General features: G+C 73.5%; 26 protein-coding genes and 1 tRNA gene. 15 read left to right on the top strand and 12 right to left on the bottom strand.

Translation table 11 applies throughout. From position 1 onward, the window contains the following. Positions 1 to 24 precede the first annotated feature (24 nt). The 3 genes from ACFQTY_RS09385 to ACFQTY_RS09375 all read right to left on the bottom strand — a co-directional run bounded on the left by ACFQTY_RS09385 (position 25) and on the right by ACFQTY_RS09375 (position 2,635). On the bottom strand, positions 25 to 429 hold the full coding sequence (locus ACFQTY_RS09385; protein WP_378099697.1) for a hypothetical protein: 405 nt from the start codon (positions 427 to 429) through the stop codon (positions 25 to 27). Beyond that, positions 426 to 1,730: a serine/threonine-protein kinase gene (locus ACFQTY_RS09380; RefSeq protein WP_378099695.1), complete on the bottom strand. Its 1,305-nt coding sequence runs from the start codon at positions 1,728 to 1,730 to the stop codon at positions 426 to 428. Before ACFQTY_RS09380 ends, ACFQTY_RS09385 begins: the two co-directional genes overlap by 4 nt. 140 nt (positions 1,731 to 1,870) lie before the next feature. Then, a complete protein-coding gene (locus ACFQTY_RS09375) occupies positions 1,871 to 2,635 on the bottom strand; it encodes a DUF2202 domain-containing protein (protein WP_378099693.1) in 765 nt (254 codons plus the stop codon). Positions 2,636 to 2,804: 169 nt separating this feature from the next. Here ACFQTY_RS09375 and ACFQTY_RS09370 point away from each other — a divergent pair, with 169 nt between their 5' ends. After that, the gene (locus ACFQTY_RS09370; RefSeq protein WP_378099691.1) at positions 2,805 to 3,497 is read left to right on the top strand and encodes a response regulator transcription factor; all 693 of its coding nucleotides are present in this window, start codon (positions 2,805 to 2,807) and stop codon (positions 3,495 to 3,497) included. Beyond that, a complete protein-coding gene (locus ACFQTY_RS09365; RefSeq protein WP_378099689.1) occupies positions 3,494 to 4,915 on the top strand; it encodes an ATP-binding protein in 1,422 nt (473 codons plus the stop codon). The genes ACFQTY_RS09370 and ACFQTY_RS09365 overlap by 4 nt, the downstream gene beginning before the upstream one ends. On the opposite strand, the gene ACFQTY_RS09360 is transcribed toward ACFQTY_RS09365, so the two are convergent. Together ACFQTY_RS09360 and ACFQTY_RS09355 are read right to left on the bottom strand one after the other, a co-directional pair. Then, positions 4,900 to 5,475 carry a hypothetical protein gene (locus tag ACFQTY_RS09360; protein WP_378099687.1) on the bottom strand — a complete coding sequence of 192 codons (576 nt, stop codon included), beginning with the start codon at positions 5,473 to 5,475 and terminating at the stop codon, positions 4,900 to 4,902. The two genes, ACFQTY_RS09365 and ACFQTY_RS09360, sit on opposite strands and share 16 nt — an antisense overlap. Before the next feature lie 81 nt (positions 5,476 to 5,556). Further along, positions 5,557 to 6,483 carry an alpha/beta hydrolase gene (locus ACFQTY_RS09355; RefSeq protein WP_378099685.1) on the bottom strand — a complete coding sequence of 309 codons (927 nt, stop codon included), beginning with the start codon at positions 6,481 to 6,483 and terminating at the stop codon, positions 5,557 to 5,559. A gap of 67 nt (positions 6,484 to 6,550) precedes the next feature. Here ACFQTY_RS09355 and ACFQTY_RS09350 point away from each other — a divergent pair, with 67 nt between their 5' ends. From ACFQTY_RS09350 to ACFQTY_RS09340, 3 genes are all read left to right on the top strand, one after another. Continuing rightward, the gene (locus ACFQTY_RS09350; protein WP_378099683.1) at positions 6,551 to 7,021 is read left to right on the top strand and encodes a MarR family winged helix-turn-helix transcriptional regulator; all 471 of its coding nucleotides are present in this window, start codon (positions 6,551 to 6,553) and stop codon (positions 7,019 to 7,021) included. A gap of 44 nt (positions 7,022 to 7,065) precedes the next feature. Continuing rightward, positions 7,066 to 7,989: a pseudouridine synthase gene (locus ACFQTY_RS09345; protein WP_378099681.1), complete on the top strand. Its 924-nt coding sequence runs from the start codon at positions 7,066 to 7,068 to the stop codon at positions 7,987 to 7,989. Between the two features lie 93 nt (positions 7,990 to 8,082). After that, entirely contained in the window at positions 8,083 to 9,639 is a 1,557-nt protein-coding gene (locus tag ACFQTY_RS09340; RefSeq protein ID WP_378099679.1) for a methyl-accepting chemotaxis protein, read from the top strand. Positions 9,640 to 9,695: 56 nt separating this feature from the next. On the opposite strand, the gene ACFQTY_RS09335 is transcribed toward ACFQTY_RS09340, so the two are convergent. After that, positions 9,696 to 10,301 carry a sugar O-acetyltransferase gene (locus ACFQTY_RS09335; RefSeq protein ID WP_378099677.1) on the bottom strand — a complete coding sequence of 202 codons (606 nt, stop codon included), beginning with the start codon at positions 10,299 to 10,301 and terminating at the stop codon, positions 9,696 to 9,698. 297 nt (positions 10,302 to 10,598) lie between these two features. Here ACFQTY_RS09335 and ACFQTY_RS09330 point away from each other — a divergent pair, with 297 nt between their 5' ends. The 5 genes from ACFQTY_RS09330 (at position 10,599) to ACFQTY_RS09310 (ending at position 16,498) form a co-directional block, all read left to right on the top strand. Further along, the gene (locus tag ACFQTY_RS09330) at positions 10,599 to 11,885 is read left to right on the top strand and encodes an extracellular solute-binding protein (RefSeq protein ID WP_378099675.1); all 1,287 of its coding nucleotides are present in this window, start codon (positions 10,599 to 10,601) and stop codon (positions 11,883 to 11,885) included. An 85-nt stretch (positions 11,886 to 11,970) separates the two neighbouring features. Further along, a complete protein-coding gene (locus tag ACFQTY_RS09325; RefSeq protein ID WP_378099673.1) occupies positions 11,971 to 12,849 on the top strand; it encodes a carbohydrate ABC transporter permease in 879 nt (292 codons plus the stop codon). Beyond that, entirely contained in the window at positions 12,836 to 13,711 is an 876-nt protein-coding gene (locus tag ACFQTY_RS09320; RefSeq protein ID WP_378099671.1) for a carbohydrate ABC transporter permease, read from the top strand. Before ACFQTY_RS09325 ends, ACFQTY_RS09320 begins: the two co-directional genes overlap by 14 nt. 25 nt (positions 13,712 to 13,736) lie before the next feature. Continuing rightward, positions 13,737 to 15,287: a glycoside hydrolase family 5 protein gene (locus tag ACFQTY_RS09315; RefSeq protein ID WP_378099669.1), complete on the top strand. Its 1,551-nt coding sequence runs from the start codon at positions 13,737 to 13,739 to the stop codon at positions 15,285 to 15,287. Then, the gene (locus tag ACFQTY_RS09310; RefSeq protein WP_378099667.1) at positions 15,284 to 16,498 is read left to right on the top strand and encodes an ROK family protein; all 1,215 of its coding nucleotides are present in this window, start codon (positions 15,284 to 15,286) and stop codon (positions 16,496 to 16,498) included. Before ACFQTY_RS09315 ends, ACFQTY_RS09310 begins: the two co-directional genes overlap by 4 nt. Before the next feature lie 74 nt (positions 16,499 to 16,572). Here the strand turns inward: ACFQTY_RS09310 and ACFQTY_RS09305 are convergent, their stop codons facing one another. Beyond that, positions 16,573 to 17,574: an adenosine deaminase gene (locus ACFQTY_RS09305; protein WP_378099665.1), complete on the bottom strand. Its 1,002-nt coding sequence runs from the start codon at positions 17,572 to 17,574 to the stop codon at positions 16,573 to 16,575. A gap of 145 nt (positions 17,575 to 17,719) precedes the next feature. Here ACFQTY_RS09305 and ACFQTY_RS09300 point away from each other — a divergent pair, with 145 nt between their 5' ends. After that, the gene (locus tag ACFQTY_RS09300; protein ID WP_378099663.1) at positions 17,720 to 18,475 is read left to right on the top strand and encodes an RDD family protein; all 756 of its coding nucleotides are present in this window, start codon (positions 17,720 to 17,722) and stop codon (positions 18,473 to 18,475) included. A gap of 116 nt (positions 18,476 to 18,591) precedes the next feature. Then, a tRNA-Lys gene (locus tag ACFQTY_RS09295) sits at positions 18,592 to 18,664 on the top strand. 75 nt (positions 18,665 to 18,739) lie between these two features. Here the strand turns inward: ACFQTY_RS09295 and ACFQTY_RS09290 are convergent. The 3 genes from ACFQTY_RS09290 to ACFQTY_RS09280 form a co-directional block, all read right to left on the bottom strand. Further along, entirely contained in the window at positions 18,740 to 19,009 is a 270-nt protein-coding gene (locus ACFQTY_RS09290; protein ID WP_378099661.1) for a hypothetical protein, read from the bottom strand. Positions 19,010 to 19,300: 291 nt separating this feature from the next. Continuing rightward, complete coding sequence (locus ACFQTY_RS09285) at positions 19,301 to 20,188, bottom strand: PQQ-binding-like beta-propeller repeat protein (RefSeq protein WP_378099659.1); 888 nt, start codon at positions 20,186 to 20,188, stop codon at positions 19,301 to 19,303. A gap of 665 nt (positions 20,189 to 20,853) precedes the next feature. After that, entirely contained in the window at positions 20,854 to 21,468 is a 615-nt protein-coding gene (locus ACFQTY_RS09280) for a hypothetical protein (protein WP_378099657.1), read from the bottom strand. A 140-nt stretch (positions 21,469 to 21,608) separates the two neighbouring features. Here ACFQTY_RS09280 and ACFQTY_RS09275 point away from each other — a divergent pair, with 140 nt between their 5' ends. After that, the gene (locus tag ACFQTY_RS09275; protein ID WP_378099655.1) at positions 21,609 to 21,977 is read left to right on the top strand and encodes a hypothetical protein; all 369 of its coding nucleotides are present in this window, start codon (positions 21,609 to 21,611) and stop codon (positions 21,975 to 21,977) included. A 26-nt stretch (positions 21,978 to 22,003) separates the two neighbouring features. On the opposite strand, the gene gtfA is transcribed toward ACFQTY_RS09275, so the two are convergent. Beyond that, a complete protein-coding gene (gene gtfA / locus ACFQTY_RS09270; RefSeq protein ID WP_378099652.1) occupies positions 22,004 to 23,485 on the bottom strand; it encodes a sucrose phosphorylase in 1,482 nt (493 codons plus the stop codon). Positions 23,486 to 23,528: 43 nt separating this feature from the next. After that, positions 23,529 to 24,068: a TetR/AcrR family transcriptional regulator gene (locus tag ACFQTY_RS09265; RefSeq protein ID WP_378099650.1), complete on the bottom strand. Its 540-nt coding sequence runs from the start codon at positions 24,066 to 24,068 to the stop codon at positions 23,529 to 23,531. Positions 24,069 to 24,164: 96 nt separating this feature from the next. On the opposite strand from ACFQTY_RS09265, the gene ACFQTY_RS09260 reads away from it, so the two are divergent. Together ACFQTY_RS09260 and ACFQTY_RS09255 are read left to right on the top strand one after the other, a co-directional pair. After that, positions 24,165 to 25,094: an SDR family NAD(P)-dependent oxidoreductase gene (locus ACFQTY_RS09260; protein WP_378099648.1), complete on the top strand. Its 930-nt coding sequence runs from the start codon at positions 24,165 to 24,167 to the stop codon at positions 25,092 to 25,094. Between the two features lie 100 nt (positions 25,095 to 25,194). Next, positions 25,195 to 25,908 carry a hypothetical protein gene (locus ACFQTY_RS09255; protein WP_378099646.1) on the top strand — a complete coding sequence of 238 codons (714 nt, stop codon included), beginning with the start codon at positions 25,195 to 25,197 and terminating at the stop codon, positions 25,906 to 25,908. The last annotated feature ends 16 nt before the right edge of the window (positions 25,909 to 25,924 follow it).

The following is a 25,924-nucleotide window of genomic DNA, read 5'->3' as shown; positions in this document are numbered from 1 at the left end:
TGCTCGCGTGGACGTGGCGGGGTCTCAGTCCCCGCCGCCCTTGCCCTTCTCCTTGGGCTGGTGGGCCGGAGCCGGTGCCCGGGCGGGCGGCGGTGCGGACGCCGGCGTGGACGAGGTCGTCGGGGCGGGCGGCTGGACCGCGGCCGTGACGTCGGCGAGCACCGCCGCTGCCGCACTCTCGATCGTCGCCGCGCGCGCCGCGTCGAGCGTGCCCGACTGGCGCGCGGCGACCACGTCCGCGTTCAGCCGACCGGTCGCCGCGGTGGTCGCCGCCAGGTCGTGGGCGGCGGCGGCCTGCGAGACGGCGAGGACGTCCGTCTGGAGGGCCGTCGGGCGCGGTGGCGTCGCGGAGCAGGCGGCCAGGGACGGCCCGACGACGACCACGAGCGCGACCGCGGCCGCCGCCCTCCGGCTCGTCCGGCCGGTCACGGCCGCACCGCCTGCTGGAGCCGGTTCAGGTCCTGCCCGAGCTGACCGCTGACCGAGGGGTAGGTGATGGTGCCGACGGGCGCACGGTGGCGCGTCGTGGCCGACAGCGCCGCGATGCCGATCAGCACCAGCGCGACGATCACCGTGACCAGCAGCACCGGTCGCCGGCCGCCCAGCAGCGACCGGGTCCCCACACCCCGCCGCACCGTCTGACGGTCCGACGTGGTCGCCGGTCGCACCGCCGTGCGGTCGGCGTCGCGGCCGTCGCCCCCGAGCTCGAACCGGCGGGTCGGCGCGAGCGCCTCCGCCGACGTCACGGGCAGGACCGCGGTGCTCGACTCCGATGCGTCTGCTCGCGCGTCGGCTGAGTCGACCGCGTCCACCGGCAGCGGGAGTCGGACGGTCGCCGCCGACGCTGCTGCGTCGTCGCTCGCCAGCGCCGCCGCCACCTGTGCAGCCGTCGGCCGTTCGTCGGGCTCCAGCGCGGTCATCCGCTCCAGGACCGACCCGGTCGGCCCCGCCGCGGCGGGCAGCTCCGGCTGCCGGTGCAGCCGCGCCACCGCCGACTCCACCGCGCGACCGGGGAACACCAGCTGTCCGCTGAGTGCCTCCATCAGCACCAGGCCCAACGCGTAGACGTCGGTCGCGGGCCCGACCGCCGCGCCGCGGACCTGCTCGGGGCTCAGGTACGCGGCCGTGCCGAGCAGCTGCCCGGTGGCGGTCAACCGGGTGCCGTCCTCCAGCCGCGCGATGCCGAAGTCGGCCAGCCGTGCGTCCACGGCCCCGCTCAGGTCCGCGCCCAGCAGGATGTTGCCGGGCTTGACGTCGCGATGCACCAGACCGCGCCCGTGCACGTAGGCCAGCGCGTCGGCCATCTGCGTGCCGACCCGCCGGACGTCGTCGGCGGACAGCGGCCCCTGCTGCAGCCGCCGGTCCAGGCTCTGCCCCGCCACCAGCTCCATCACGAAGAACGGCTCGTCACCGTCGAGGTGCGCGTCGTAGACCGTCACCAGGTGCGGGTGGCTGAGGGAAGCGAGCAGCCGCGCCTCCGCCTGCTCGCGGCGACCGTCCAGCCCCGTCCCCGTCCGGCGGAGCAGCTTCACGGCCACCTCGCGGCCCAGGCGCTCGTCCCGGGCCAGCCGCACGTCCGACGTCGCACCGTTCCCCAGCAGCGGCCCCAACCGGTACCGGCCGGCCAGCAGGGTGCCCTGCAGGGCGTCGGTGCCGAGGTCGGGGCCGACGCCCGGGCCGGAGCCGACGTCGAAGCCGCCCGGCGACTCGGTCGATCGCGTCGCACGCATCGTTCGAGTATCGGCGAGGCCCTGCAGCCCGGCATCACGACAGCCCGGCATCACGACCCGGTCCACGCCTCGTCCCCTCCGACGGTGGGACGCCTCCCGGCGAAGGCGCCCCACCGTCGACCACAGGGCCTTCCGCCGGCTCAGCCGCCGAACGCCGCCAGGTGCCGCTCGGACGCCGTGAGCAGGTGGCTGTACACGAGCTGCACGTCCGGCGCCGTCACCGACGCCTTCGCGTCGGTCAGGTCCGTGATGTCCGCCTGCTCGACGCTGCGCGCCGCGGCGTAGGCGGCGTCCGTCGAGGCGGAGCCCTCGGCGAGCAGCCGGTCGTAGGTCGCCTGGACGTCGGTCGCGGAGAACCGGCCGGTGGTGTGGTCCGCGCTCGGGTCGGCCACGCCGTACCGCTCGAGCAGGATGCGGATCTGGATCAGGTGCTGGCTCTCCGCGTCGGCGACGTGCTCGAACACCGGGGTGGTCGCATCCGCAGCGAACGCCGTGTACAGGTCGTGCGCCAGCAGCTCCTCCTCGGCCATGGCCGCGAGCTGAGCCTTCTGCGCGTCGGTCAGCGTGCCGCTCTCGACGCCGGTCAGGCCGGTGCCGGTGCCCTGACCGGGCCCCTGACGCATGCCCTGTCCCATTCCCTGCCCCGCACCGCGTCCGGCGCCGTTGCCGTAGCCGTTCGCCGCCCCGAGCCCGCTTCCCGCGCCGGGGGTGCCCTGGCCGCCACGTGCGCGCATGCCGGCGCCCGTGCCGTCGCAGACGCCCGTGCCGGGGCCGGCCGTGCTGCCCGCGCTCGGGCTCGGCGCGGGTGCGTCGCCGCGCGCCGCCGCGAGCGACGGTGCGGCGATCAGCGCCGTGGCGACGACGCCCGTCGTCGCGGCGATCGTCAGTCGGGTCCTGGTTCGCATGATGTGCTCCTCGATGTCCGTCGTGGTCCTTGCGTGCACCTCGAGGTTCGGCGGCCCGGGTGGAGCGCGGCTGCCGCCCGTGTGGAGACGGGATGGAGTTCTGCGCGCTGGGGGCGGCTCGATGCCCGACGGGCACCGGTGACCGGCCGCGGGCGAGAAGGATGAGCCCATGCCCACCGTGCTGGTCGTCGAGGACGAGTCGGACATCCGCGAGGTGCTGCGCCGCTACCTCGAGCGGGCCGGCTACGCGGTGCTGACCACGGGTTCGGGTGCCGAGGCGCTGCGGCTGGTCGAGACCTCCGCCGCCGACCTCGTCGTGCTCGACCTCGGCCTGCCGGACGTCGACGGCGCGGACGTGCTGCGTGAGGTCCGCTCCGGCAGCCGCACCCCGGTGCTGGTGCTCACCGCCCGCAGCGCCGTCGAGGACCGCATCCGCGGCCTGCGGCTCGGTGCCGACGACTACGTGACCAAGCCGTTCAGCCCTGCGGAGGTGGTGCTGCGGGTCGCGGCGATCCTGCAGCGCAGCGGAGGTACCCCTGAGGAGGCGGCGGCACCCACGTTCGGCGGCGGCCGGCTGCGGATCGACGAGGCTCGGCACGTCGCCCGGTTCGACGACCGCGAGCTGGACCTGACGCCCACCGAGTGGGGCGTCCTCGCGGCGCTGGCCGGTGCGCCGGGGCGGGTGTTCTCGCGGTACGAGCTGGTCAACCGGGTACGTGGGTACGAGTACGCCGGCTACGAGCGCACCATCGACTCGCACGTGAAGAACCTGCGGCACAAGCTCGGTGCGGACGGGGGCACGGTCGTGGAGACGGTGCTCGGCGTCGGCTACCGGCTGGGTCTGCGGCGGGACGAGCGATGAGCCGCCGCGGGCGGTTCGGACGGCTCGGGCCCGTCGGCCACCGGCTGCTGCTCGCGTTCGTCCTGGTCACGGCGTTCTCGGTGATCGTCGTGACCGCGGCCGCACTGATCGGCGTGGGCCGCGGGCTGTCGTCGTCGCAGGACGTCACCCGGCAGGACGCGGCCACCGCTGCGGCGGCCGCCGCAGCGCGTGCCTACGCCGCCGCCGGCACGTGGTCCGGTGCGGACCTGTCCCAGGCGTCCGCCGTCGCGGAGGCCGCCGGCGCGCGGCTGTTCGTCATCTCGGCCACCGGTGAGTCGGTGGGTCCGGGTGGGGCGGCCGGCACGGGCGGGATGCCGGGCGGGCAGGGCGGCCCCTCCGGGCAGGCGGGTCAGGGCCGCGGCGCGGCCGGACCGGTGGGCGGGACCGGTGTGTACAGCGCCCCGGTGACGGCGGCCGGTACGGACGTCGGCACGGTGCGGCTCGTCTTCCCGGTCTCGACGCTGACCCGCGCGCGGGACGTCGCCTGGACCTGGGTCGGCCTCGCGGCGGCCGCCGCCCTGGTGCTCGCGCTCGTCGCGGGCTGGGTGGTCACGCGCCTGCTGACCGGTCCGATCGCGCTGACCACTCGGGCGGCACGGTCGTTCGCGGCCGGGGACCGGACGGCCCGCACGGAGGTGACAGGCCCCGGCGAGCTGGCCGAGCTGGCGCAGGCGTTCAACGCGATGGCGGACGCCGTCGGCCGCTCGGAGCGCGACCGCCGCAACCTCACCGCCGACGTCGCGCACGAGCTGCGCACGCCGCTCGCGGCCCTGCAGGCCGGTCTGGAGGAGCTGCGCGACGGGCTCGTCGAACCGGATGCCGGCCGCCTGGCCGGCTTGCACGACCAGGCCCTGCGCCTGGGACGCATCGTCGCCGACCTGGCGGAGCTCTCCGCTGCCGAGGCGGAGGCGAGCGTGTCCGTCGAGCGGGTCCCGGTCGACCTGGTCCGGCTCGCCGCCGACGAGGTCGCCGCTCGCGATCCGCAGCTGCGCGCGGCCGGGCTCGACGTGGAGCTGACCGTCGACAGCCCGGTGGACGTGCTGGCCGACGCCGACCGGCTGCACCAGGCGCTCGGCAACGTGCTGGCGAACGCCGCGCGCTACTGCACCTCGGGTGACCGGGTGGGTGTGCGGGTGGGGACGGCGGACGGGCACGCCGTGCTCGAGGTCGCCGACACCGGCCCCGGCATCCCCGCCGACGAGCTGCCGCACGTGTTCGACCGGCTGTGGCGTGGCCGGGCGGCGGCGCGGGTCGCGGGGTCGGGCATCGGGCTCGCGGTGGCGCGCGAGGTGGTCGTCGCGCACGGCGGGACGATCGAGGTGGCGTCCGACGAGGGTGCCGGCACCACGGTGACGATCCGGCTGCCGCTGGCGCCGAGCGGTCAGCGCCTCGGGTAGGCGCGGCACAGCACCTGTCCACGCAGCCGGACGACGAGCGCCCCGGCGGTCATCGCCACCGCGACGACGGCCAGCACCGGCTGCGCGGGGGCGAACCACCGCATCGTGCCGGCGTAGCCGAGAGCCAGCAGCGCGATCTTGTTGCACACCGGGCAGCCGACGGCGAACCAGGTCAACGCGCCACCGGCCAGGCCCCAGCGGCTCGGCCGGTCGGTGGCTGCCGGCCCGGCCGCCACCTCGGCCGACGTGGCGTCGTCCTGCGTCGGCGTCACCGGCGCACCGCTCTCCAGGATCGGCGCCGGCCGGACGTACGTCGCGGCGAGCATGCCGGCGAGCGCCGAGGACAGCACCCACGTGACGTAGCTCCATGTCTGGGGCGGCACCTCGCGGCCGAACACCGGGTTGGGGATCAGCACGGTCGGGACGCCGAGCAGCACTGCGAAGGCCAGGGTGAGCAGCACCGCGGCACCGGCCTGCCGGGGCGTCCACCCGCGGAGCGCGAGCGCGGCGGCGCGCAGCGTGCGGCGCGGCTCCGTCGTGGCGAGAACGCTGGGGATCATCGGCCCTCCGGGTAGTCGTCGGCCGATCTGGTTCGACCGACCGGACGACGATACCCGAGGGGGTATCCGCAACCGCGCAGCTCAGTGCAGCGTCCCTGCCGGAGCCTCCAGGTGCTGTCGCAGGAACAGCGCCGCACGGTCCAACGCCCGGTCGGCCTCCCCGAGCGTCCCGACGAACGCCGGGAACACGTGCGGCACGCCGGCCGTGACGTCGAGCACCACGTCGACGTCCGCGTCGACCGCCCGTCGGGCCAGGCGCACGGAGTCGTCCAGCAGCAGCTCGTGGGTGCCCACCTGCAGCAGCATCGGCGGCAACCCGGTGAGGTCGGCGTGCACCGCCGGGGCCAGCAGCGGCTGCGCCGGATCCGCCCCCGCGAGGTACAGCTCGCCGGTGCGGCGCATCGCCTCCGGCGTGAAGTACGGGTCGAGGCCGTCCTTCGTCGTCATGCTCGCGCCGGAACGCGTGTGGTCGAGCCCCGGGGAGAACGCCACGATCGCCGCCGGCATCGGCAGACCGGCGTCGCGCGCCGCGAGGCAGGTGGTGACGGTCAGGCCGCCGCCGGCGGAGTCGCCGGCGAACGCGATCGACCCAGCGGGCGTTCCGTCGTCCAGCAGGGCGCGGTAGGCGGCGAGGCCGTCCTCGATCGCAGCGGGGAACGGGTGCTCGGGCGCGAGCCGGTAGTCCAGCGAGATCGCCCGGGTGCCGGTGCGGAGCACCAGGTGCGCCGTCAGCGCCATCGCGGTCCGGGGCGACCCGACGACGAAGGAGCCGCCGTGGAGGTACAGGATCGTGCCACCCGTCCCGCCCGCGGGCTGCGCCTCTGGCTCGACGATCACGGCCGGCACCCCGGCCAGCTCCGTGGCCGTCTGCCGCACGCCGCCCGGCACGGCGAACGCCGCCATCATCGCCGCGAACCCGGCGCGCAGCTGGTCGACCGTCTGCGGTCCCTCCGGCGCCGGGGCGGCGCGCAGCATCGCGTCCAGCGCGGCTCGTTGTGCCCTGCTCATGACCAGCTCCTCGTCTCCTCGCCTCAGCCATCTGTATGCCGCGGCATGCATCACTAGACTGTATGCCGTGGCAACGACATTGCCGGCGGGCGAGCTGTCCGCCCTGTTCGACGACCTGGTCCGCTGCGAGACCCGCCTGTACAACGCCCTCGGCGAGGCGCTGCGCGCCGAGCACGGCATCGTCACCTCGCAGCTCGAGCTGCTGCGTTGGCTCCGCGACCACCCGGGCTCCCGCGTCGGCGACGCGGCCACGGCGTTCGCGGCCGGCGTCGGCGCGATGAGCAAGGGCACCGACCGGCTCGAGGCCCGCGGCCTGGTCTCACGGCAGCCCAACCCCGCCGACGGACGCTCCTCGCTGATCAGCCTGACCGCGCGCGGTGCGGCGCTGGTGGCGGCGGCGGAGCGCACGTTCGACGCCCGGCTCGCCGAGCTGGTCGGCACGGCGCTCAGCGCCGAGCAGGTCCGCTCCGCGGGTGCCGCGCTCGCCGCGCTGCGGCGGAGCCTGGAGGCCGCCCGCGTCGGGCTTCCGGTCGGCTAGGGCCGGCCGCCGGCGGGACCGTCCCCGGCTCCTACCATCGGCGGGTGCCGCCGCGTTCACCCCTGCCGCCCCGCCACGGGCTGGCCGCCGCATGGCTGCGCACCGCGGACCGCGACCCCGCCGGCCGGCAGCCGTGGCCCACCATGGGCGTGTGGCTGCGGCACAAGCTGCCGGAGCACGTCGACGTCGACCGGATGCTCGCGGCGGGCCGCTTCGTGGACCAGGCCGGTCGCGCGGTGCACGACGAGGACCCGTACACGCCGCACACCTTCGTCTGGTTCCACCGCGACCTGCGTGACGAGCCGGAGGTGCCGGGGACCGTCCACGTGGTGCACCTTGACGAGCGGCTGGTCGTCATCGACAAGCCGCCGTTCCTCTCGTCGATCCCGCGTGGTCGGCACGTGACACAGAGCGTCGTCGTGCGCCTGCGGGACGAGCTGGGGCTGCCGGAGCTGTCCCCCGTGCACCGCCTCGACCGGGTGACGTCGGGCCTGCTCATGCTCGCCACCGAACGTCGCTGGCGAGCGCCCTACCAGGGCGTCTTCGAGCACCGGGGCATGCGCAAAACGTACTGGGCGCTCGCGCCGCTGAACCCCGAGCTGCAGCTCCCCACGGTGGTGCGCAACCACCTCCGCAAGGAGCGCGGGCAGTGGCGTGCCGAGGTGGTCCCCGACGCGCCGGTGAACGCCGAGACCCTCGTCGAGCTCGAGCGACGCCTCGGTGAGCACGGTGTGTACCGCCTCTCCCCGCGTACCGGCCGCACCCACCAGCTGCGCCTGCACCTGCACGGCCTCGGCATCCCGATCGTCGACGACCCGCTCTACCCGCAGGTGCGCGCCATTGCGGTCGACGACTTCAGCCGGCCGCTGCAGCTGCTCGCCGGCGAGCTGGCGTTCACCGACCCGGTCGACGGGCGCGAGCGGCGTTTCACCAGCGTGCGGCACCTGCCGCTGGTCGCCGGCGACTGACCGGGCGACGGCGTGGCCGTCTCAGCATCCGGCACGGACCGCCGATGGTACGGCCAGGTGCACCGTGCACCGAATGTCGAGAAAGGCGCGTGAGTGTCCGGGTTCCGTTGTCGACTGGTCACCTGCTCGGCGGTCCTGCTCCTCCTGCTGGTCGGCGTCGCGGTGATCGGCGTGGCCGGCGTCCATTCCGTGGCCGCCGCCGCTCCAGGAGCGTCCGCAGCCGCCGGACAGGCCACGCGGAACCTCACCCTGGGGGTCACCGTCGCGGGGCTGGTCGTCGCCGCCAGCGCGTGGTGGTTGGTCCGCCTCGTGACCACGGGCCTGCGGGAGCTGCACGAGCTGCTCGACGCCGGTGCCGCCGGCGACCTGGCGAAGCGCGGCCGTGACACGCGTCGCGACGAGTTCGGTGAGCTGGTGCGCCGCTACGGCGTGATGGCGGACTCGCTGTCGACCACCGTCGGGACCGTCGCGGTCGGCTCGAGCGGGCTGGCGGCCGGCGCGGAGGAGCTGACCGTCGCGGCTGCGGAGATCCACTCGAGCGCGAAGGAGACCGCCGAGCGCTCCGAGGTGCTGGCCGCGGCCGCCGAGCAGGTCTCGAGCAACGTGCGGACCGTGGCGGCTGCCACCGAGGAGATGAGCGCGTCCATCCGGGAGATCGCGCAGAGCACGAGCACGGCGGTCGGCATCGCGTCCGGCGCCGTCAGCACCGCGCGCACCGCGAACTCGACGGTCGCACGGCTCGGCTCGTCGTCCGCGGAGATCGGCAACGTGGTGAAGCTGATCACCTCGATCGCCGAGCAGACGAACCTCCTGGCGCTCAACGCGACCATCGAGGCCGCTCGCGCCGGGGAGGCGGGCAAGGGCTTCGCCGTGGTCGCGGGCGAGGTGAAGGACCTGGCCCGGGAGACGGCCCAGGCGACGGAGGACATCGGGCGGCGCATCGAGGCCATCCAGACGGACTCGCAGGCCGCCGCCGACGCGATCGCCGAGGTCTCGGGGATCATCGAACGGATCAACGAGACCCAGCAGACCATCGCCACAGCGGTCGAGGAGCAGACGGCGACCACCAACGAGATCAGCCGCAACATCTCCGAGGCCGCGCAGGGTGCGGACGGGATCGCGGAGAGCATCAGCGCCGTGGCGAAGGCCGCGGCGGCCGCCCGCGAAGGGGTCGGGCATACCCTCGCGCTGAGCGACGACCTCAGCAAGACGTCGATGGACCTGGTCCGCACCGCTGCGCGCTTCACCGTGTCGGCCGAGGCCGGAGCGGCAACGGCATCGGTCCGTGGCCAGATCACCAAGGCGATCGGCGCCCACGGCGACTGGAAGCGTCGGCTCGCGTCAGCCGTCGCCCGGCGTTCCCACGACGAGGACGTCGCCACCGTGGCGAGGTCCGACGCCTGCGCGTTCGGCCGCTGGCTCCGCGACCTGCAGCCGGGCGCCGCCGACGAGCACGCGCACCGCGAGGCCGGGTCGCTGCACGCGCAGTTCCACCGGGAGGCCGCCCGCGTCCTCACGCTGATCTCCAGCGGAGACCTGGTGGCAGCGACCACCGCGATCGAGCCCGGTGGCAGCTTCGCCGAGGCGTCACGCCGGCTGACCAGGGTGATGCTCGACTGGCGGCACAGCCAGCCCGCCACGACGGCCTGACCCCGAGCCCGACGTCAGGGACTCCGTCCCGAGCAGCGCGGCGGGCGCCGGGGCGGTCAGTCGCCGGCGTCCGCCAGGGAACGGACGACCCGCGCCGGGTTGCCGGCGACGACGACGTCGGGCGGCACGTCCTTGGTCACCACGGACCCCGCGCCGACGACGGACCGCGCACCGATGGTGACCCCCGGGCACACGACCACGCTGCCGCCCAGCCACACACCGTCCTCGATGGTGATCGGCGAGACCCGCTCCCAGCCCTGCGGCCGCAGCTCGGGGTCGAGCACGTGGGTGGGGGTGTACAGGCGCACGCTCGGGCCGATCAGCACGTCGGCACCGATGCGGATATCGCCGCCGCCGAGCGTGAGGAAGTCGGCGTTGACGAACGTCCGGTCGCCGAGGTGGAGGCGGTGGCCGTAGTCGAGGTAGAACGGCGGACGGAAGTCGACGCCCTCGCCGACGGTGCCGAGCAGCTCGCGGAACATCGCGGCGGCGGCCTCGCGGTCCTCGTCGTACAGCGCCGTGATGCGGCGGCACGCGCGCTGCGTGGCGGTGGTCAGGTCGCCGAGCTCGGGACCGAAGCGGTAGCGGTACCAGTCGCCGGCCACCATCTTCTGGTACTCGGTGCGACCGTCCGCCAGTGCGGCCTCGAGGTCGAGCTCCACCGGATCCTCCTTCGTCGACGACCCCACAGTCTCCCAGGCGGTGAGCGCCCGACCTCTGGGACCGCCAGCGCCTCGAGAGCTGGCGCGCGGCGCAGTCGCCGAACAAAGGGCTTGCGCAGGCTATCTCTACGCCTTAGCCTAAGTCGTGTAATAAGCCTCTCGGCGACGGTGACGACGCCGCGACGCCCATCCGACACAGCTGTCGGCACGGCGACGCGCGACCCGGCCCGCGTCGGGCTGCTGACCGGTCCCACCCCACCCTCGGCGTGCGCTGCACCCACTGAAAGGGATCCTTCGATGGCGAACTCCTCCGTCCGGCGCGCGCTGGTGCCCGCCGGGCTCGCTGCGGTACTGGCCCTCGCGGCCTGCTCGTCCGGCGGTGCGACCACGCCGCAGGCAACCTCCGGCGGCACCGGGTCCTCCTCCGCCGCGCCGACCGGCCCGCTGACCGTCTGGGTCATGGGCGACGCGACCACCAAGTTCGACACGCTGGTCGCCCCGTTCACGCAGTCCACCGGGATCAAGGTCAAGACGGTGGCGATCCCCTGGGACAGCGTCGACCAGAAGATGACGACGGCGGTCGCCTCCGGTGACGGCCCGGACGTGGTGCAGGTCGGCCTGTCCAAGCTGCGCACCTACGCCGACACGGGCGCGCTGCTCACCCTCGACGACGCGACGCTGGCCGGCCACGCGAACCTGGCGAGCTCGAACTTCCTCGACGGGGTCGCCGGCAAGGCCACCGCCGTGGGCGGCAAGGTGGTCAGCGTCCCGTGGATCGCCGACACCCGGGTGCTGTTCTACCGGTCGGACATCCTCAGCGCCGCCGGCATCAGCACGCCGCCGGCCACCTGGGACGAGCTGCGGGCCGACGCCAAGAAGCTGGCGGCCCGCGGTGCCGGCAAGTACGGCTACTACATCCCGCAGTGGGACAGCCCGCTGCCGGTGGAGATGACCTGGGACTTCGGCGGCGACATCATCGGCGCCGACGGCAAGGTCAACTTCGACACCCCCGAGTTCCGCAAGGCGGTCGACCTGTACACCGGGCTGTACGCGGACAAGAGCGTGCCCACCGCCGGTGACTTCGACCAGACGCAGGGCTTCGTCTCCGGCGCCGCGCCGATGCTCGTCTCCGGTCCCTACCTGGCCGCCGCGATCAAGGACGCCGCACCGGACCTGGCCGGCAAGTGGTCCGTCGCGCAGCTGCCGAAGGGCACCACCAACACGTCCCTGCTGGCCGGCTCGAACATGGCCGTCTGGGCCAAGACCGCCCACAAGGACGCGGCGCTCGCGCTGCTGGACTACCTGTCCACCCCGGCCACCCAGGTGAAGTGGTTCCAGCTGAACGGCGACCTGCCGACCGCCAAGGCGGCACTGGCCGACAACGCGCTGACCTCCGACCCGCTCGTGTCGGTCTACGCCGCACAGCTGGCCAACGCCAAGATCGTGCCGCTGGTCCCCAACTGGGACGGCGCCACGGGCAAGGCGCTCCTCGACGCCCTCAACTCGATCGCCCTCAAGGGCACCGACAAGGAGACCGCGCTCACGGCTCTGTTCGCGGCCACCAAGGGCCAGTCGATCGGCTGAGGACGCCGCGGTGGCCCGGTGGTGGGCGCCTCCTCCACCACCGGGCCACCGTCCGTCGACGCACCACCGAAAGGAGCTGAACCCCGTGCGACCCCGTGCGACGCCGTACGTCCTGGTCGGCCCGGCGACCCTGCTGCTGCTGGCGTTCGGCGTGCTGCCGATCCTGGTGGCGGGCGCCGTCAGCCTGACCGACCTGGACGCCGCCGGCCTGGGAGACGTGTCCCGGGTGCGGGGCGTCGGCCTGGCCAACTACGCGGAGCTGTTCGGCGACGCGGCGTTCTGGCAGGCGATGCGGAACACGGCGTTCTACGTAGTGGTCGGCGTGCCGTCGGTCGTCGTGATCTCGCTGGCGATCGCGCTGCTGCTCAACCGGTCGCAGAGCCGGTTCTTCCGGTTCCTGCGGTCCCTGTACTTCCTGCCGGCGATCACCGGCATCGTCGCGATCGCGCTGGTGTGGGGGTACCTGTACAACACCCAGTTCGGGCTCGTGAACTACCTGCTCTCCCTCGTCGGGCTCGGCCCCGTGCCCTGGCTGTCCAGCCCGGGCCTGGTGAAGGTGTCCGTCGCGCTGGTGGCGATCTGGCGCGGCACCGGCCTGAACACCGTGATCTTCCTGGCGGCGCTGCAGGGAGTGCCCAAGGAGTACCTCGAGGCGGCCGCCCTCGATGGCGCGTCGCGCCTGCGCACCACCTGGTCCGTGGTGCTGCCGCTGCTGCGGTTCGCCATCCTCTTCGTCACCGTCACCACCGTGATCGCGTGGCTGCAGTTCTTCGACGAGGCGTTCGTGCTGACCAAGGGCGGTCCGCTGGGCGCGTCGACGTCGATCTCCCTGTTCCTGTTCCAGCAGGGCTTCGCCGGGGCGCGGTTCGGCTACGCCAGCGCCGGTTCCGTCGTGCTGTTCGTCGTCATCGCCGTCATCACGGTGCTGCAGCTGCGCGGGAGGCGGAGCGATGTCGAGTACTGAGACCCTGGCCCGCCCGGTCGTCACGCCGGCTGCCACCCCGGCCCGGCGACGGCGCCGCCGGCACCCCTGGGTCACCGGCGTGGTGCTGTCGGTCGGCGCCCTGGCCACCGCGTTCCCGTTCGCCTGGATGATCGTCTCGGCGCTCAAGCCGCGCCGGGAGTCGATGGCGTACCCGCCGCACCTGCTGCCGCAGCAGCTGACGCTGCAGTACTTCACGCAGCTGGTGCGCCAGCTCGACTTCGGCCGCTACCTGCTCAACACGCTCGGCGTGGTGCTGATCAGCATGGTCGGCCTGCTGCTGATGGCGATGGCCGGGTACGGGTTCGCCAAGTTCACGTTCCGCGGCAAGGAGCCGATCTTCTTCCTGGTCCTGACCACGATGATGATCCCGGTCCAGGTGACGATGATCCCCACCTACCTGATCCTCAACGGGATGGGCCTGACCAACACCCTGGTCGGCATCGCGCTGCCGACCCTGGTCAGCGCGTTCGGGGTGTTCCTGTTCCGGCAGTTCATGACGACCATCCCGACGGAGGTCATCGAGGCGGCGCGGATCGACGGCGCCGGCGAGGGGCGGATCTTCGCCCGCATCGTGCTGCCGATGTCCCGCCCGATCCTGGCGGTCCAGGTGGTGCTGACCTTCATCACCGGGTGGAACAGCTTCCTGTGGCCGCTGGTGATCGCCTCCGACCAGAACCTCTACACGCTGTCCGTCGGCATCGCGCTGCTGAACCAGCAGGTCGCCACCAACCCGTCGCTGCAGATGGCCGCGGCGTCGCTGATGGTCGTGCCGGTGCTCGTCGTGTTCGTCGTCTTCCAGCGCCACATCGTCCAGGGCTTCGCCCTGTCGGGCCTCAAATGAGCCGCACCAGAGCAGGAGCGCACGCGTGAGCACCATCGCAGCAGGGGGCGTCTCGACGACGACGGGGTTCGTCCACGTCGAGGACGGGCAGATCATCGACGGCGCCGGGCGGCCGCTGCTGCTGCGCGGCGTGGCGCTGGGCGGCTGGCTGCTGCCCGAGGGGTACATGTGGCGGCTCGGCGACGGGGCGCAGTCCCCGCGGGAGATCGAGGCGCTGGTGGCGCGGCTCGTCGGGCCCGCCGCCGCCGAGCGTTTCTGGCACGCCTACCGGGACGCCTTCGTCACCGAGGCCGACATCGCGCGGATCGCCGCGAGCGGGCTGGACCACGTGCGGGTGCCGATCAACTCCCGGGTGGTGCAGGACGAGGCCGGCGAGCCGATCGAGGCGGGCTACGCGCTGCTGGACCGGGTGATCGGCTGGTGCCGCACCCACGGGCTGCGCGTGCTGCTCGACCTGCACGGCGCCCCCGGCGGCCAGACGGGCACCAACATCGACGACTCCCCCCGCGGCCTGCCGGAGCTGTTCCTCGAGCCGCGCTACCGCGAGCTGACGCTGCGGCTGTGGCACGACCTGGCCTCGCGGTACGCCGACGAGCCGACCGTGCTGGGCTACGACCTGCTCAACGAGCCGCTGCCCAACGAGTGGCAGCACCAGCTCGCGGACCAGCTGGTCGCGCTGTACCGGGACCTGACGGCGACGGTGCGCGAGGTGGACCAGGCGCACCTGATCCAGTACGAGGGCTCGCACTGGGCGACCAACTTCACGGCGTTCACCCAGCGCTGGGACGACAACGCGGTGCTGCACTTCCACAAGTACTGGTCCGCGCCCGACGTGGCCAGCATCGAGCCGTACCTGCGGGTGCGCGACGAGCTGGGCCTGCCGCTGTACATGGGCGAGGGCGGCGAGAACCACCTCGACTGGCTGTACACCGCGTTCCGGCTGTACGAGACGTTCGGCATCGGCTGGAACCTGTGGACGTGGAAGAAGCTGGACACGGCGACGTCGCCGGTCAGCGTCCACCCGCCCGAAGGCTGGGACAGGTTCGTCGCGAGCGCGCAGGGGCCGGCGCAGCTGACCGGCACCGAGGCGGGCGCGGTGCTCGACGAGCTGGTGCGCAACGTCCGCGTCGAGGCGGCGGACTGGCAGCCGGACGTGCTCGCGGCCGTCACCGGTGAGCGGCCCGCAGTGCTCCCCGCCTGGGGGTACGGGTTCCGGGGTGCCGGCACGTCGTACTCCGTCGCGCTGCCGAGCGCGTTCGAGGTGGCGCGAGCGGACGATGCCTCAGCGCTGACCTGGACCGGCACCGGGCCGCTGCCGGAGAACCCCTTCACGCACGACCTGGACCCCGCGGTGCGCCCCGACCGCGACCTGGGCGTGCGGCTCGCGGCCGGCGACTGGCTCGAGTTCGAGCTGACCGATGCCGGGCCCGCACTGCCCTACGCGCCTGTGCTGCTCGACGGCGGCACCGTCACCCTCGAACCGGCACCGCGAGGGCTGCGGGCGATCGCCCGCACCGACGCGACCCTGCTGCGTATCGTCCGCACAGACGACCAGACCGACGACGAGGCCCGATGACGACCGACCTGCCCGGACGGCCGCGGAACGGTGGCGACCAGGCCACCGTCACCACGCTGCGCCTGCGCAACCGCTCCGCCGTGCTGCAGCACGTGATCCTCAACCGCCGCACCACCCGTGCCGACATCGCCCGCGACTGCGGCCTGTCCCCCGCGAGCGCCGCCAACCTGGTCGCCGACCTGGTCGCCGAGGGTCTGGTGCACGAGACCGGCACGGTCGCCTCCGGCGGCGGCCGCCCGATCGCCCTGATCGAGCCGCGGCCCGACGGCGCGTACAGCATCGGCGCGGACATCGGCGAGCGCGGGGTGGCCGTCGAGCTGTTCGACCTGACCATGACCCCCGTCGACCAGGAGTTCCGCGGCGGTCGCGCCGAGGAGGACCCGGTGGCGATCGGCCGCGACCTGCGCGAGGCGGTGGCCGCACTGCAGCAGCGGCACGCCGACGAGTGGCCGCGCGTGCTCGGCGTGGGGCTGGCGATGCCGGGCATCGTCGAGACGGACGACGGCGTGCAGACGCTGTACGCCCAGAGCCTGGGCTGGCCGCCGGTGGTCATCGACGAGCTGCTGCCGCTGGACGTGCCGGTGTTCGCCGACAACGGCGGCAAGACGCAGGCCAAGGCCGAGCAGTGGTTCGGTGCCGCCCGCGGCATCGACCACGCCGTGGTGGCGCTGCTGGGCCGCGGCGTCGGCGTCGGGCTGATCCAGGAGGGGCGGCTGCAGGCCGGGTCGCACTCCAGCGCCGGCGAGTGGGGCCACACCAAGGTGCAGCGGGGTGGTCGGCTGTGCCGGTGCGGCGGTCGTGGCTGCATCGAGGCGTACGTCGGCGCGCAGGCGATGCTCGACGCGTGGGCGGAGGCCGGCGGCAGCTTCGAGGGCACCGGCTGGCGTGCCGTCGGGCAGCTGCTCGACGCGTCGGCCGCCGGTGACGCGGCCGCGGTGGCGGTGGTGGACGACGCGATCGAGGCGCTCGGCTACGGCCTGGCGAACCTGGTCAACCTCACCAACCCGGCGCGGATCGTGGTGGGCGGCTGGGTGGGCATCCGGCTGATGGACGCGCTCGCCGGTCGCATCGAGACGGCGGTCCGGGCCAGCTCGCTCGAGCGCCCCGGCTCGCAGTTCGAGCTGCTGCCGTCGACCTTCGGCGGCGACACCGTGGCCGTCGGCGCGGCGATCCTGCCGCTCGAGGAGCTGATCCGCGAGCCCCGCCGGTAGCCGGTCGGCCGCCGGTGGCCCCCCCCCCCCGCCAGCTCGTCGGGCGGGGCCGTGCAGCGGGTCAGGCACCCGGGTCAGCGGGCCGCCAGCCACCCGTCGATCTCGTCCTCCAGCGCCCGCTTGCGCTCCGGCGGCAGGAAGCTGGCCTGCACCGCGTTGCGCGCCAGCCCTGCCAGGTCGTCGTCGGTCAGGCCCAGCTGCGCCGCGACCGCCGTGTAGTTGTCCTCGGCGTACCCGCCGAAGTACGCGGGGTCGTCGGAGCTGATCGTCGTCACCACACCTGCGGCCATCAGGCGCGAGAGCGGGTGCGCGGCCAGCGCCGGGACGGCGTGCAGGCGGACGTTCGACAGCGGGCACACCGTCAGCGGCACCCGTTCGACTGCCAGACGGTGCAGCAGGTCCGCGTCCTCGACGGCCCTGATGCCGTGGTCGACGCGCTCGACGCCGAGCAGGTCCAGCGCCTCGCGCACGTACTCCGGTCCGCCCTCCTCCCCGGCGTGCGCCACCCGGTGCAGGCCGAGCTCCGCGGCACGGGCGTACACGGCGGCGAACCGCGACGGCGGGTTGCCCACCTCCGCCGAGTCGAGGCCGATCCCGATGATCGGCGCGTCCATGGCGACCAGCTGCTCCAGCACGTCGACGGCCTCCACGGCGCTCCGGTCCCGCAGGAAGCAGGCGATCAGCGCGCTCGTCGTCCCCGTCTCGACCGCCCCCGCGCGGCAGCCCTCCACGAGCCCGTCGACCACGTCACGCAGCGGCACACCGCTGGCCAGGTGCGCCTGCGGGTCGAAGAAGATCTCCGCGTGCCGCACCCCGCCGGCCGCCGCCCGCCGCAGGTAGGCGCGGGCGAGCTCGGCGAAGTCGTCGGGCGTGCGCAGCACCACCAGGTTGGCGTAGTAGAGATCGAGGAAGCTGCTCAGGTCCTCGAACTCGTAGCGGGACCGCAGCGCCGCCAACGAGCCGAACGGCACCTCGATGCCGTGCCGGGCGGCCAGGTCGGCGATCAGCTCCGGCTCCAGCGTCCCCTCGATGTGCAGGTGCAGCTCCACCTTGGGCAGCGCCGCGATGCGGTCCATGCGTCCTCCCGTCCGTGGCGGTGGATCAGAGGCTGCCACGCCCGCACGCACCCACGCGGCGACGTACCCCCGTGCCTCGCGACCAGGGGCTCGGCGCGCTGCCATACTCGCGCCGGATGCCCGCCCGACGCCCCAGGGAGCAGCGATGACCCCGCACGACGAGCACGCCCCCGACCGGCCGGCCGACGGCACCAACCCGTTCGCGCCGCAGCCGAGCGGGCCGCCGCCGTACCCGGCGGCACCGACGGGATACCCGGCCGCCGGCCCCTATCCGCCGACCCAGCCCTACCCACCGGCCCAGCGCTACCCGTCCGCCCAGCCCTACCCGCCGACGAACGCGTACCCGCCAGCGCCGGCCTACGGCACTCCCTACGGCTACCCGTCGGCGGCCTACCCGTTCGTGCCGCTGCCCCCGCTGGCCACGTGGCCCTACCGCGTCGCGGCCCACCTCGTGGACCAGGCCGTCCCGGGCCTGCTCGGCCTCATCGGTGTGGCTGTCTGGCTGCCGGGATACATCACGTTCATCCGCACCATGGCCGCGTCTGCCGAGCAGGGAACCGCCTCGATGCAGACCTTCCCGATCTTCGGGACGGCCTACCTGGTCCTGGTGCTGTGCAGCCTCGCCGGTCTGGCGTTCACCATCTGGAACCGCGCCTTCCGGCAGGGCCGCACCGGCCAGTCGCTGGGCAAGCAGCTGGTCGGTCTGCGCCTGGTCAACGAGCAGACGATGGCGCCGATGGGCGCCGGCATGGCGTTCGTGCGGGACCTGGCGCACTACGTCGACGGGGCCGCGATGTACGTCGGCTACCTCTGGCCGCTGTGGGACCCGAAGCGACAGACCTTCGCCGACAAGATGTGCCGCACCGTGGTGGTGATGGACGGCCGGCGCGGACGCGGCTGACCCTCGACGCCGCGCTGCGTCGACCGGAGCGGCCCCCGGGCCGCGGATAGGCTCGGACCGCGTCATCGCGGCACGGCGCGGGCGTCCGGGCCGCAGTACGGCAGAGGACGCATCCGGGGCCTCTAGCTCAATTGGCAGAGCAGCGGACTTTTAATCCGCGGGTTGTGGGTTCGATCCCCACGGGGCCCACCGAGCACCGAGCACCGAGCACCGAGCACCGAGCACCGAGCACCGAGCACGCTGTTGCAAGCTGAGCCGATTGGGCTAGTTGAAGTAGTGCCCGGTCGACCAGGCCTTGCTCACCGGCGCGTGAAGGAGCAGCCGGTCACCGAGTGGCGCGGCGAGCCCGACCGTGGCGAACGTGAACGACAGGCTGGCGGCACAAGCACCAGTGCCCGTGACCGCCCAAACCGTCAGCACCACGGTGTTGGCCGACTCCTCGCGCTGCACACCCTTCACCGACACGCACGAGGCGGGGAAGACCACGGTCAGCGTGCGTCCGTCGGCGCTGATGCCGTGCAAGCTCCACGGCAAGCTCGTGGCGCCTCGCGATGGCAGCTTGGTGAGTACCGGGAGAGGGGCCGGCGTCGGCTGGATGCCGTCTGGTTCCGCGGGGAGGGCGGTGGCTGTGAGCGGGTCCGGCATCGGCGTCCCAACCTGCGCGAGCTGTGGGTTGGAGGCACAGCCGGCCAGGGCGAGCGCAAAGCAGGCACTGACTGCCGCGGCAACCGCGCGGCGACCGTCCACGACCGCCCCCAAGGTCAGTTGGCCAACTGACGACGACGGTAGCCGCGTCGGCCTGCGCCGAACAACGAGAAGGGCTGTTCAGCCCATGACGTCCGTGCTCGATCCGTCCGGGGTGCGCGCGACGAGGAGGCCGCCGAACGCCATGACATCGGTGTGGCCGGACGGCAGCGCCGCACGCCACAGCACGGCGCCCGTGCGCAGGTCCAGCGCCGCCAGGTCCGCGCCGGTCGCGACGAGCAGCACGCGCCCGTCGGTGAGGGGCGTCAGCAGCGGGCCCCGAAGGTCCGTTCGCCAGCGGACCGTTCCGGTCGAGCCGTCGACCGCTGTCACCCCACCGTCACGGGTGACGTAAACGACCCCACCCAGCACCACGACGCCGGCCGGCGAGGCACCCGCCAGCTCCCAGCGCTGGTGTCCGTCGGCGTCGTAGGCCCGCATGGTGCCGGCACTCACCAAGGTGAGGCCGGGGAGGCTGCCGTCGTCGGACGCGATACCGACCTCGGTGCCGTCCAGCCGGACGTCGCGGTCCGGGCCGACAACCAGGGTGGCCGCCTCCTGCGGTAGGACGAGCCGTCCGTCGCTGCGCGGCATCGCACCGGCGTAGCTGGTGAGGGAGACGGAGCGGTGGATCGCCCCGTCAAGGCCGAGCACGTCGAGCCCGGTGACACCGACCACGGCCACCAGGTCGCCGAACCCGACCGCACCGAAGCCACCGAGGCCCCCCGCCGCGGGCACCGCGGCCCGCCAGCGCTCGGCACCGGAGGCGGCGTCCACCGCGACGACCTCCGGCCGCCCGGCCCGCGACGTGGCGATGACGGTCAGCCCTCCGCGAAGCACGGCCTCGAGGCTGGACAGCTCGGCGCCGAGCTGGTGCTCCGCCAGCACCCGCCCGTCCTTCGGGTCCACCACGACCAGGTGCACCTGTGACGCGTTCGTCGTGTTCGCCTGCTGATCGGTGATCCTCACGACCGAGTCCGTGACCAGGCACACGACCTGTGAGGCGTCCTCAGGCACCCGGTGGCACGACGCCCGCGCCATGACCTGACCCTGTGCCCCGGCCCGGCTCGCGTCGGGTCCCAGCACCGGGATGGTCCAGCGCCGGTGACCGTCACGGTCATCGAGGCTTGCGATCCCGATCGAGCCGTCCGACGCCAGGAGCGGCCCCACGACCGTCCCCCGCCAGGTCGCGCCCTGGTTCACCGCCATGAGCGTGGACGGGTCGAGAGACCAACGCACGCTCACCGACCGGGCAACCGGCTCCACGACAGACGTGCGGTCGGACAGCCGGTCCCAGCTCGCCTGCGCCTGGGCATCCGCCACCCGCTGGCCGGCGACGAGTGCCAGGACGACCGCGACCGCGCCGGCCACCCACCATCTCCAGTTCCGGCGTGCGGGGCGTTCCTGGCCCCCGCCGGGAACCGGCCGCGTCTGGTCGTCGAGCTCGACGGGAACCTTCGCGGAGGGCACCCAACGACGGTAGCCAGCCCGGGATGCTGCCGGAGCGGAACGGCATGCGGACCTTCGGGCCGTCACCCGTCGGCTGACCGGCCTGATCGGCGGCGCCGTGGCGACCGGCGGGCTGGTGGTCGTCTCACCGCACCAGACGACGAGCGGCTCTTGCGCGGAGCGAGTCAGTGCCGGGTGCGGGCGGGAGGGCGGTGAGCCTCGATGTCGGCGGCGAGCACTGCGACTGCGGACGTACCTGCTCGGTCAGCGACCTTCCGAAGTCCGCTCGTGGCGATCGCCCGCATGTCCTGATGGCTCCCATCGGCCAGGGTGATGCGCAGCCCGGTGGTGCGCGCGTCCCGGCCGAATGGCATGCCCGGGAGAGCACGGACGTCGGCGACGTCCGCCCAGGGCATCTGCAGGACCGGTACCAGGCTGCCGTTCCGGTGCCGGGCCCAGAGCTCGATGCCACCCGGCCCGTACGCCAGGGTCACGGCGGCTTCGCGACGAGCACGCCCGCGGGCCGCCCGGAGCAGCTCAGCCTGCGCCGGTGTCGTCACGGCACTCGTGACCGCCCACCCCGGATGCGTGGCCGCCACCTGCGCGTTCCTGCGCTTGTTTCGCCCGATCAATACGCTGATGAACGCCCCGAGCCACAAAGCTGTGACGGTCAACGAAGCGAGCAGCACGCCGACGCCGGACCATCCGAGAGAAGCGATGACCACGGTCATCGCGCCGCCGAACACGAGGAGCCACGCTGCGAAGAGCACCTTGCGGTAGGTGGGCAGCTGCACGTCCACGCGCGCTCGCACGACTGGAATCTAGAGGCCGCCGACCCGGCAGCACCCGGTTCGCGGACACGTGGCGCGCCTTCGGTGTGGCTCGACGTAGCCGCACCGGCCCGATGGCGGTCAGGGTTGCGCTCCTCACGATCGCCGCCATGATCGCGGTCGGCGGCTGCAGCCAGGTCAACGGTGCGGGGAGCTTCACGGTGTGCGGTCAGACGTTGTTCACCGCCCCGGACACGCCCGCGCAGTTCGACGTCAGCTCCGGACCCACCAGCATCCACACGTCAGGCATCGTGCTGCTGGGCGTCTCGGCGGGCTGCACCCACGGCGTGGACGTGACGGTGATACCAACGTCAACGCAGGTCGTCTCCCGTGCGAAGGCGAAAGACGGTCGGACAGCCGCCATCGTCCTGAAGTTGGATCGGCTGAGCGTGCGTCTGACGATCACACGCCCGGACGGAGTGAGCTACTACGTCTGGGTCTTCGACGAACCAGCGCCCAGCTCCTCTCAGCCCAAGTAGCAGCGAGTTCCGGCCGGGCGCGTCCGCTACACGGACCGCTCGGTCAGCACCACCCGCGTGCCGGCCTCGTCGGACGCGGTCAGGGTGAACGACGCGTCCTGCACGTCGAACGACAGCGCCACCCGGTCGACCCCCTGCTGCCACGACATCTCGGCAGCCGTCCCGTCGAGCGTCCACGCGAACTCCCCGGCGAACGCCGGGTGGCTGTTCCGCAGCCGTAGCGCGGCCAGCTGCGCCTGCACCACCGGCCTGGCGAGCTCCCGCTCCACCTCGTCGGCCGAGTAGTGGTGCCGGTTGACGTCGCGTCCCACGCCCGTGCGCCGCAGCAGGTCCAGGTCGTTGGAGCCGGCCAGCAGCCCGACGTAGTACACCTGCGGGATGCCGGGCAGCAGCACCTGGATCAGCCGCGCCAGCAGGTACCGGCGGTCGTCGCCGCCCAGCGCGTCGTAGAACGTGCAGTTGACCTGGTAGAGGTCGAGGTTGGACGCCGCAGCGCCGGTCGCCTGGAGGCTGCCTCCTCGGCTGTTGGCGTGGATGGCGTCGACCAGGGTGCTGATCTGCTCGGGCTCCATCAGGCCGGGAACGCCCGGCACCAGATCGCTCGCGCCGACGTCCACCACGCCGATGCCGTCGTGCGTGTCCAGCACGGTGATGCAGTTGGCGGGCCGCACCGCCAGCCACCGGTCCAGCGGTGCCAGGTCGGCTGCCGTCAGGGCGTGCAGCACCAGCGGCGGCAGCGCGAAGTCGTAGACCAGGTCCACCTGCTGGGCGATCTGCAGCTGCTGGCGGTAGTGGCCGTGGACCTCCACCAGCACCTGAGCGCCCCGCTCGTGCGCGTAGGCGGTAATGCGGTCGGTCAGCGCGTGCGCGGACGGGGTCATGAAGCAGTCCGTGCCGGCTTCCTTGCCGGTGTACCCGACGGCGTCGAGCCGCAGCATCCGCACGCCGGCGCCGGTCAGGGCGTCGATCACCGAGGTGAGGTACTCCCAGGCGAGCGGGTTCCGCACGTCGAGGTCCACCTGCTCGGCGGTGAACGTGGTCCACACCAGGCGCCGGCGGCCGCCGAGCACCATCGGCGTGAGCGGCAGCCCGGGACGGGGCCGGTAGATGGCGGCGAGCTCCGCCTCGGTGACCCCGTCGGGGTACACGGACGACAGGGTGAGGAACATGCCGGCCCACGGCGACCGGTCGCCCTGAGCCACCACGTCCAGGAACTGCGCCGACTGCGCGGACATGTGGTTGACGATCACGTCGGCCATCACCGTGTGCGTGGAGCTGATCGCCCGCACGTCGTCCCACCCGCCCAGGCGCGGGTCGACGGCGGTGTGGTCGCGCGGGTCGAAGCCAGCGTCGGCGCCGTCGTACGGCGTGAAGAAGGGCAGGACGTGCACGCCGCCGAACGCGCCGGCCAGCGGGCCGGTCAGCAGCTCGTGGAGTCCGCGAAGGCCACCGCCGAGCCGGTCGGCATAGGCGATCAGCTGCGGTCCGGTGCCTTCGGTGGTGGTCATGTCAGGTCCTTCGTCGTGCAGGAGACGCCGCAGGTGGGTCGGGCTAGGCAGGCCGGACGCCGGAGACGAGGACGTCCAGCAGCAGCTCGCGGTCGGCGGGCGAACCGAGCCGGACGGCCGCCTCGATGCCGCACACCAGGTTCTGCAGGTGCCCGACGGTCAGCTCGGGTCTGACCGCCCCGGTGGCGCGCGCGCGGTCGAACACGGTGCCGAAGCTGTCGAGGATCTCCCGCTTCACCGCCGTGACCTCGGGGTCCTCGTCCGCCGGTGAGACCAGCACCGTCTTGAGGCCGCCGTCCTCCAGCTGCAGGGCCAGCGCCCACCCGAGGAACGCCGCGAGCGCCTCCCCGGCGTCCGGGATGCCGGCCGCCTGGCGGGCGAGGTCACGCAGGCGCAGCAACGTCTGCTCCGACAACGCCTCCTGCAGCGCGTGCACGGTGGGGAAGTGCCGGTAGACGGTGCCGACCCCGACCCCCGCCTCGTGGGCGACCTCGTTGAGCCGCAGGGCTGACCCGTCCAGCGCGCGGGCGGCGCCGAGGATCTTCTCCCGGTTGCGCTCCGCATCAGATCTCCGGCCGGCCACGGCACCAGCCTAGGCCAAAGCGGATCGCTCATCCACTTATGGTGCTACCGTGATTCGGATAGTCCATCCGCCTACGGACCACCCGGAGGAACGCCCATGCCTGGGGACCCCGCCCACCTGCCCGACCAGACGGGACGCACCCTCGCGGTCACCGGCGCCACCGCCGGGATCGGCTACTTCGCCGCCGAGCAGCTCGCCGCCGCGGGAGCCCAGGTGGTGCTCGTGTCACGGTCGGCTACCAAGCTGGACCGAGCGCGGACCACGCTGCTTCGGCAGGTGCCCGGCGCCGCGGTGAGCACCAGGGTGCTCGACCTCGCCTCGCTCGCATCGGTGCGCGAAGCGGCCGACGAGCTGTCCCGGCTGCCTGGCCTCGACGGCATCTTCCTCAACGGAGGCGCCATGAGCCCCCGGCGGGGCGAGCTGACCGCCGACGGCCTGCCGGTGGCGGTCGGCACGCACGTGGTGGCCAACGTCGCCCTGGTCGCCGGCGTCCTGGACCGGCTCGCCTCCACCGGTGCCGAGCACGGGACCGTCGGCCGGATCGTGCACGCGTCCACCGGGTTCGTCCGCAGGTTCGCCCTCGCCCCGGACGACGCCCTGGCTACGCCTCACGTGCTGATCGCGGCCTACGTCAAGGCCAAGACGTTCACCGAGATCTTCGCCTTCGAGCTCGACCGCCGACTGCGCGCCGCCGAGGTCCCCGTCGCCTCGATCGTCAGCCGCCCCGGAGTGGGCGTCGACGCCAAGACCCCCGAACGGGCCGGCGTCCGGGACGCGACGACGCCCTACCGGCGCAACCCCTACACGCCCTGGGCGCAGGGGAAGGACTCGGCCGCCTGGTCGGCGGTGCGCGCGCTGACCGACCCCGACGCCACCGGCGGGCAGTACTACGCACCCAGCGGTGCTCTGCGCGGTCTGCCGGTCCGGGTCGAGCCGCTGGCCCGCACCGCCGCACCGGATGCCGCGACGGCGCTCCGCGTCTGGGACCAGCTCCAGCAGCTCGCCGGCGTGCAGCTGCCGGTGTAGACCCAGCGCCGCCGGCTCGCTCCACCGGACATTTCCGCTCAAGTGCACCCACGTGCGCGCCGATGACAGTCCCCGACCGCATCATCGCGAAGGGGGCTCCGTGTCGACCAACGACTCCTACCCGCCGGCCGGTCAGGCCGCACCGGACGGTGAGGCCGTGGGCCTGACGTCGTGGCAGCCGGCACAGCCCGACCCGTACGCCTCCCCGGCTCCCGCACCCCAGTGGGCCGCACCGGCGCAGCCGTGGTCGGCCACGGCACCGGCCACGGCCCCCGCGCCGCCCACCCCGGACCACCAGGTGCCGAACCCGTACGGTGCACCGACCTACGGAGCGCCGACCTACGGCACCGCCCCCTACGGCAGCCCGACGTTCGGTGCCCCCGCCGGTACCCCGGGCTACGGAGCGCCCACCGGTGCACCTGCCTACGGCTCGCCGACCGGTGGCCCGTCGTACGGCAGCCCCTCGTACGGCACCCCGTCGTACGGTGCCGCCGGCTACCCCGCAGGACCCGTCTACCCCGCACCGCCGATCGGCGCCCCGATGTACGCCCCGGCCCCGGTGGTGGCACCGAAGAACGGCATGGCGGTGGCGTCCTTCGTCGTCTCTCTCGTGATGCTGGGTGCCGGCCTCTTCACGGGGTTCTACATCGGGTCGTTCGTCGTCGTCTGGCTCGGTGTCGCCGGCCTGCGCAAGGCGAGCTCCCTGGACGCCGCCGGGTACGGCCCCCGCGGCCGCGTGCTCGCGTGGATCGGCATCGCCATCGGCGTCGTGAACCTGGTCATCGTGTGGGGGCTGCGTTTCGGGGCGTTCTGACCGGCACGCCGGGCAG

It is taken from the genome of Cellulomonas sp. T2.31MG-18 (genome assembly GCF_964266755.1).
Lineage (GTDB): Bacteria > Actinomycetota > Actinomycetes > Actinomycetales > Cellulomonadaceae > Cellulomonas.
The sequence above is the reverse complement of the archived record's forward strand: the minus strand, read 5'-3'. Positions and strand labels throughout refer to the sequence as shown.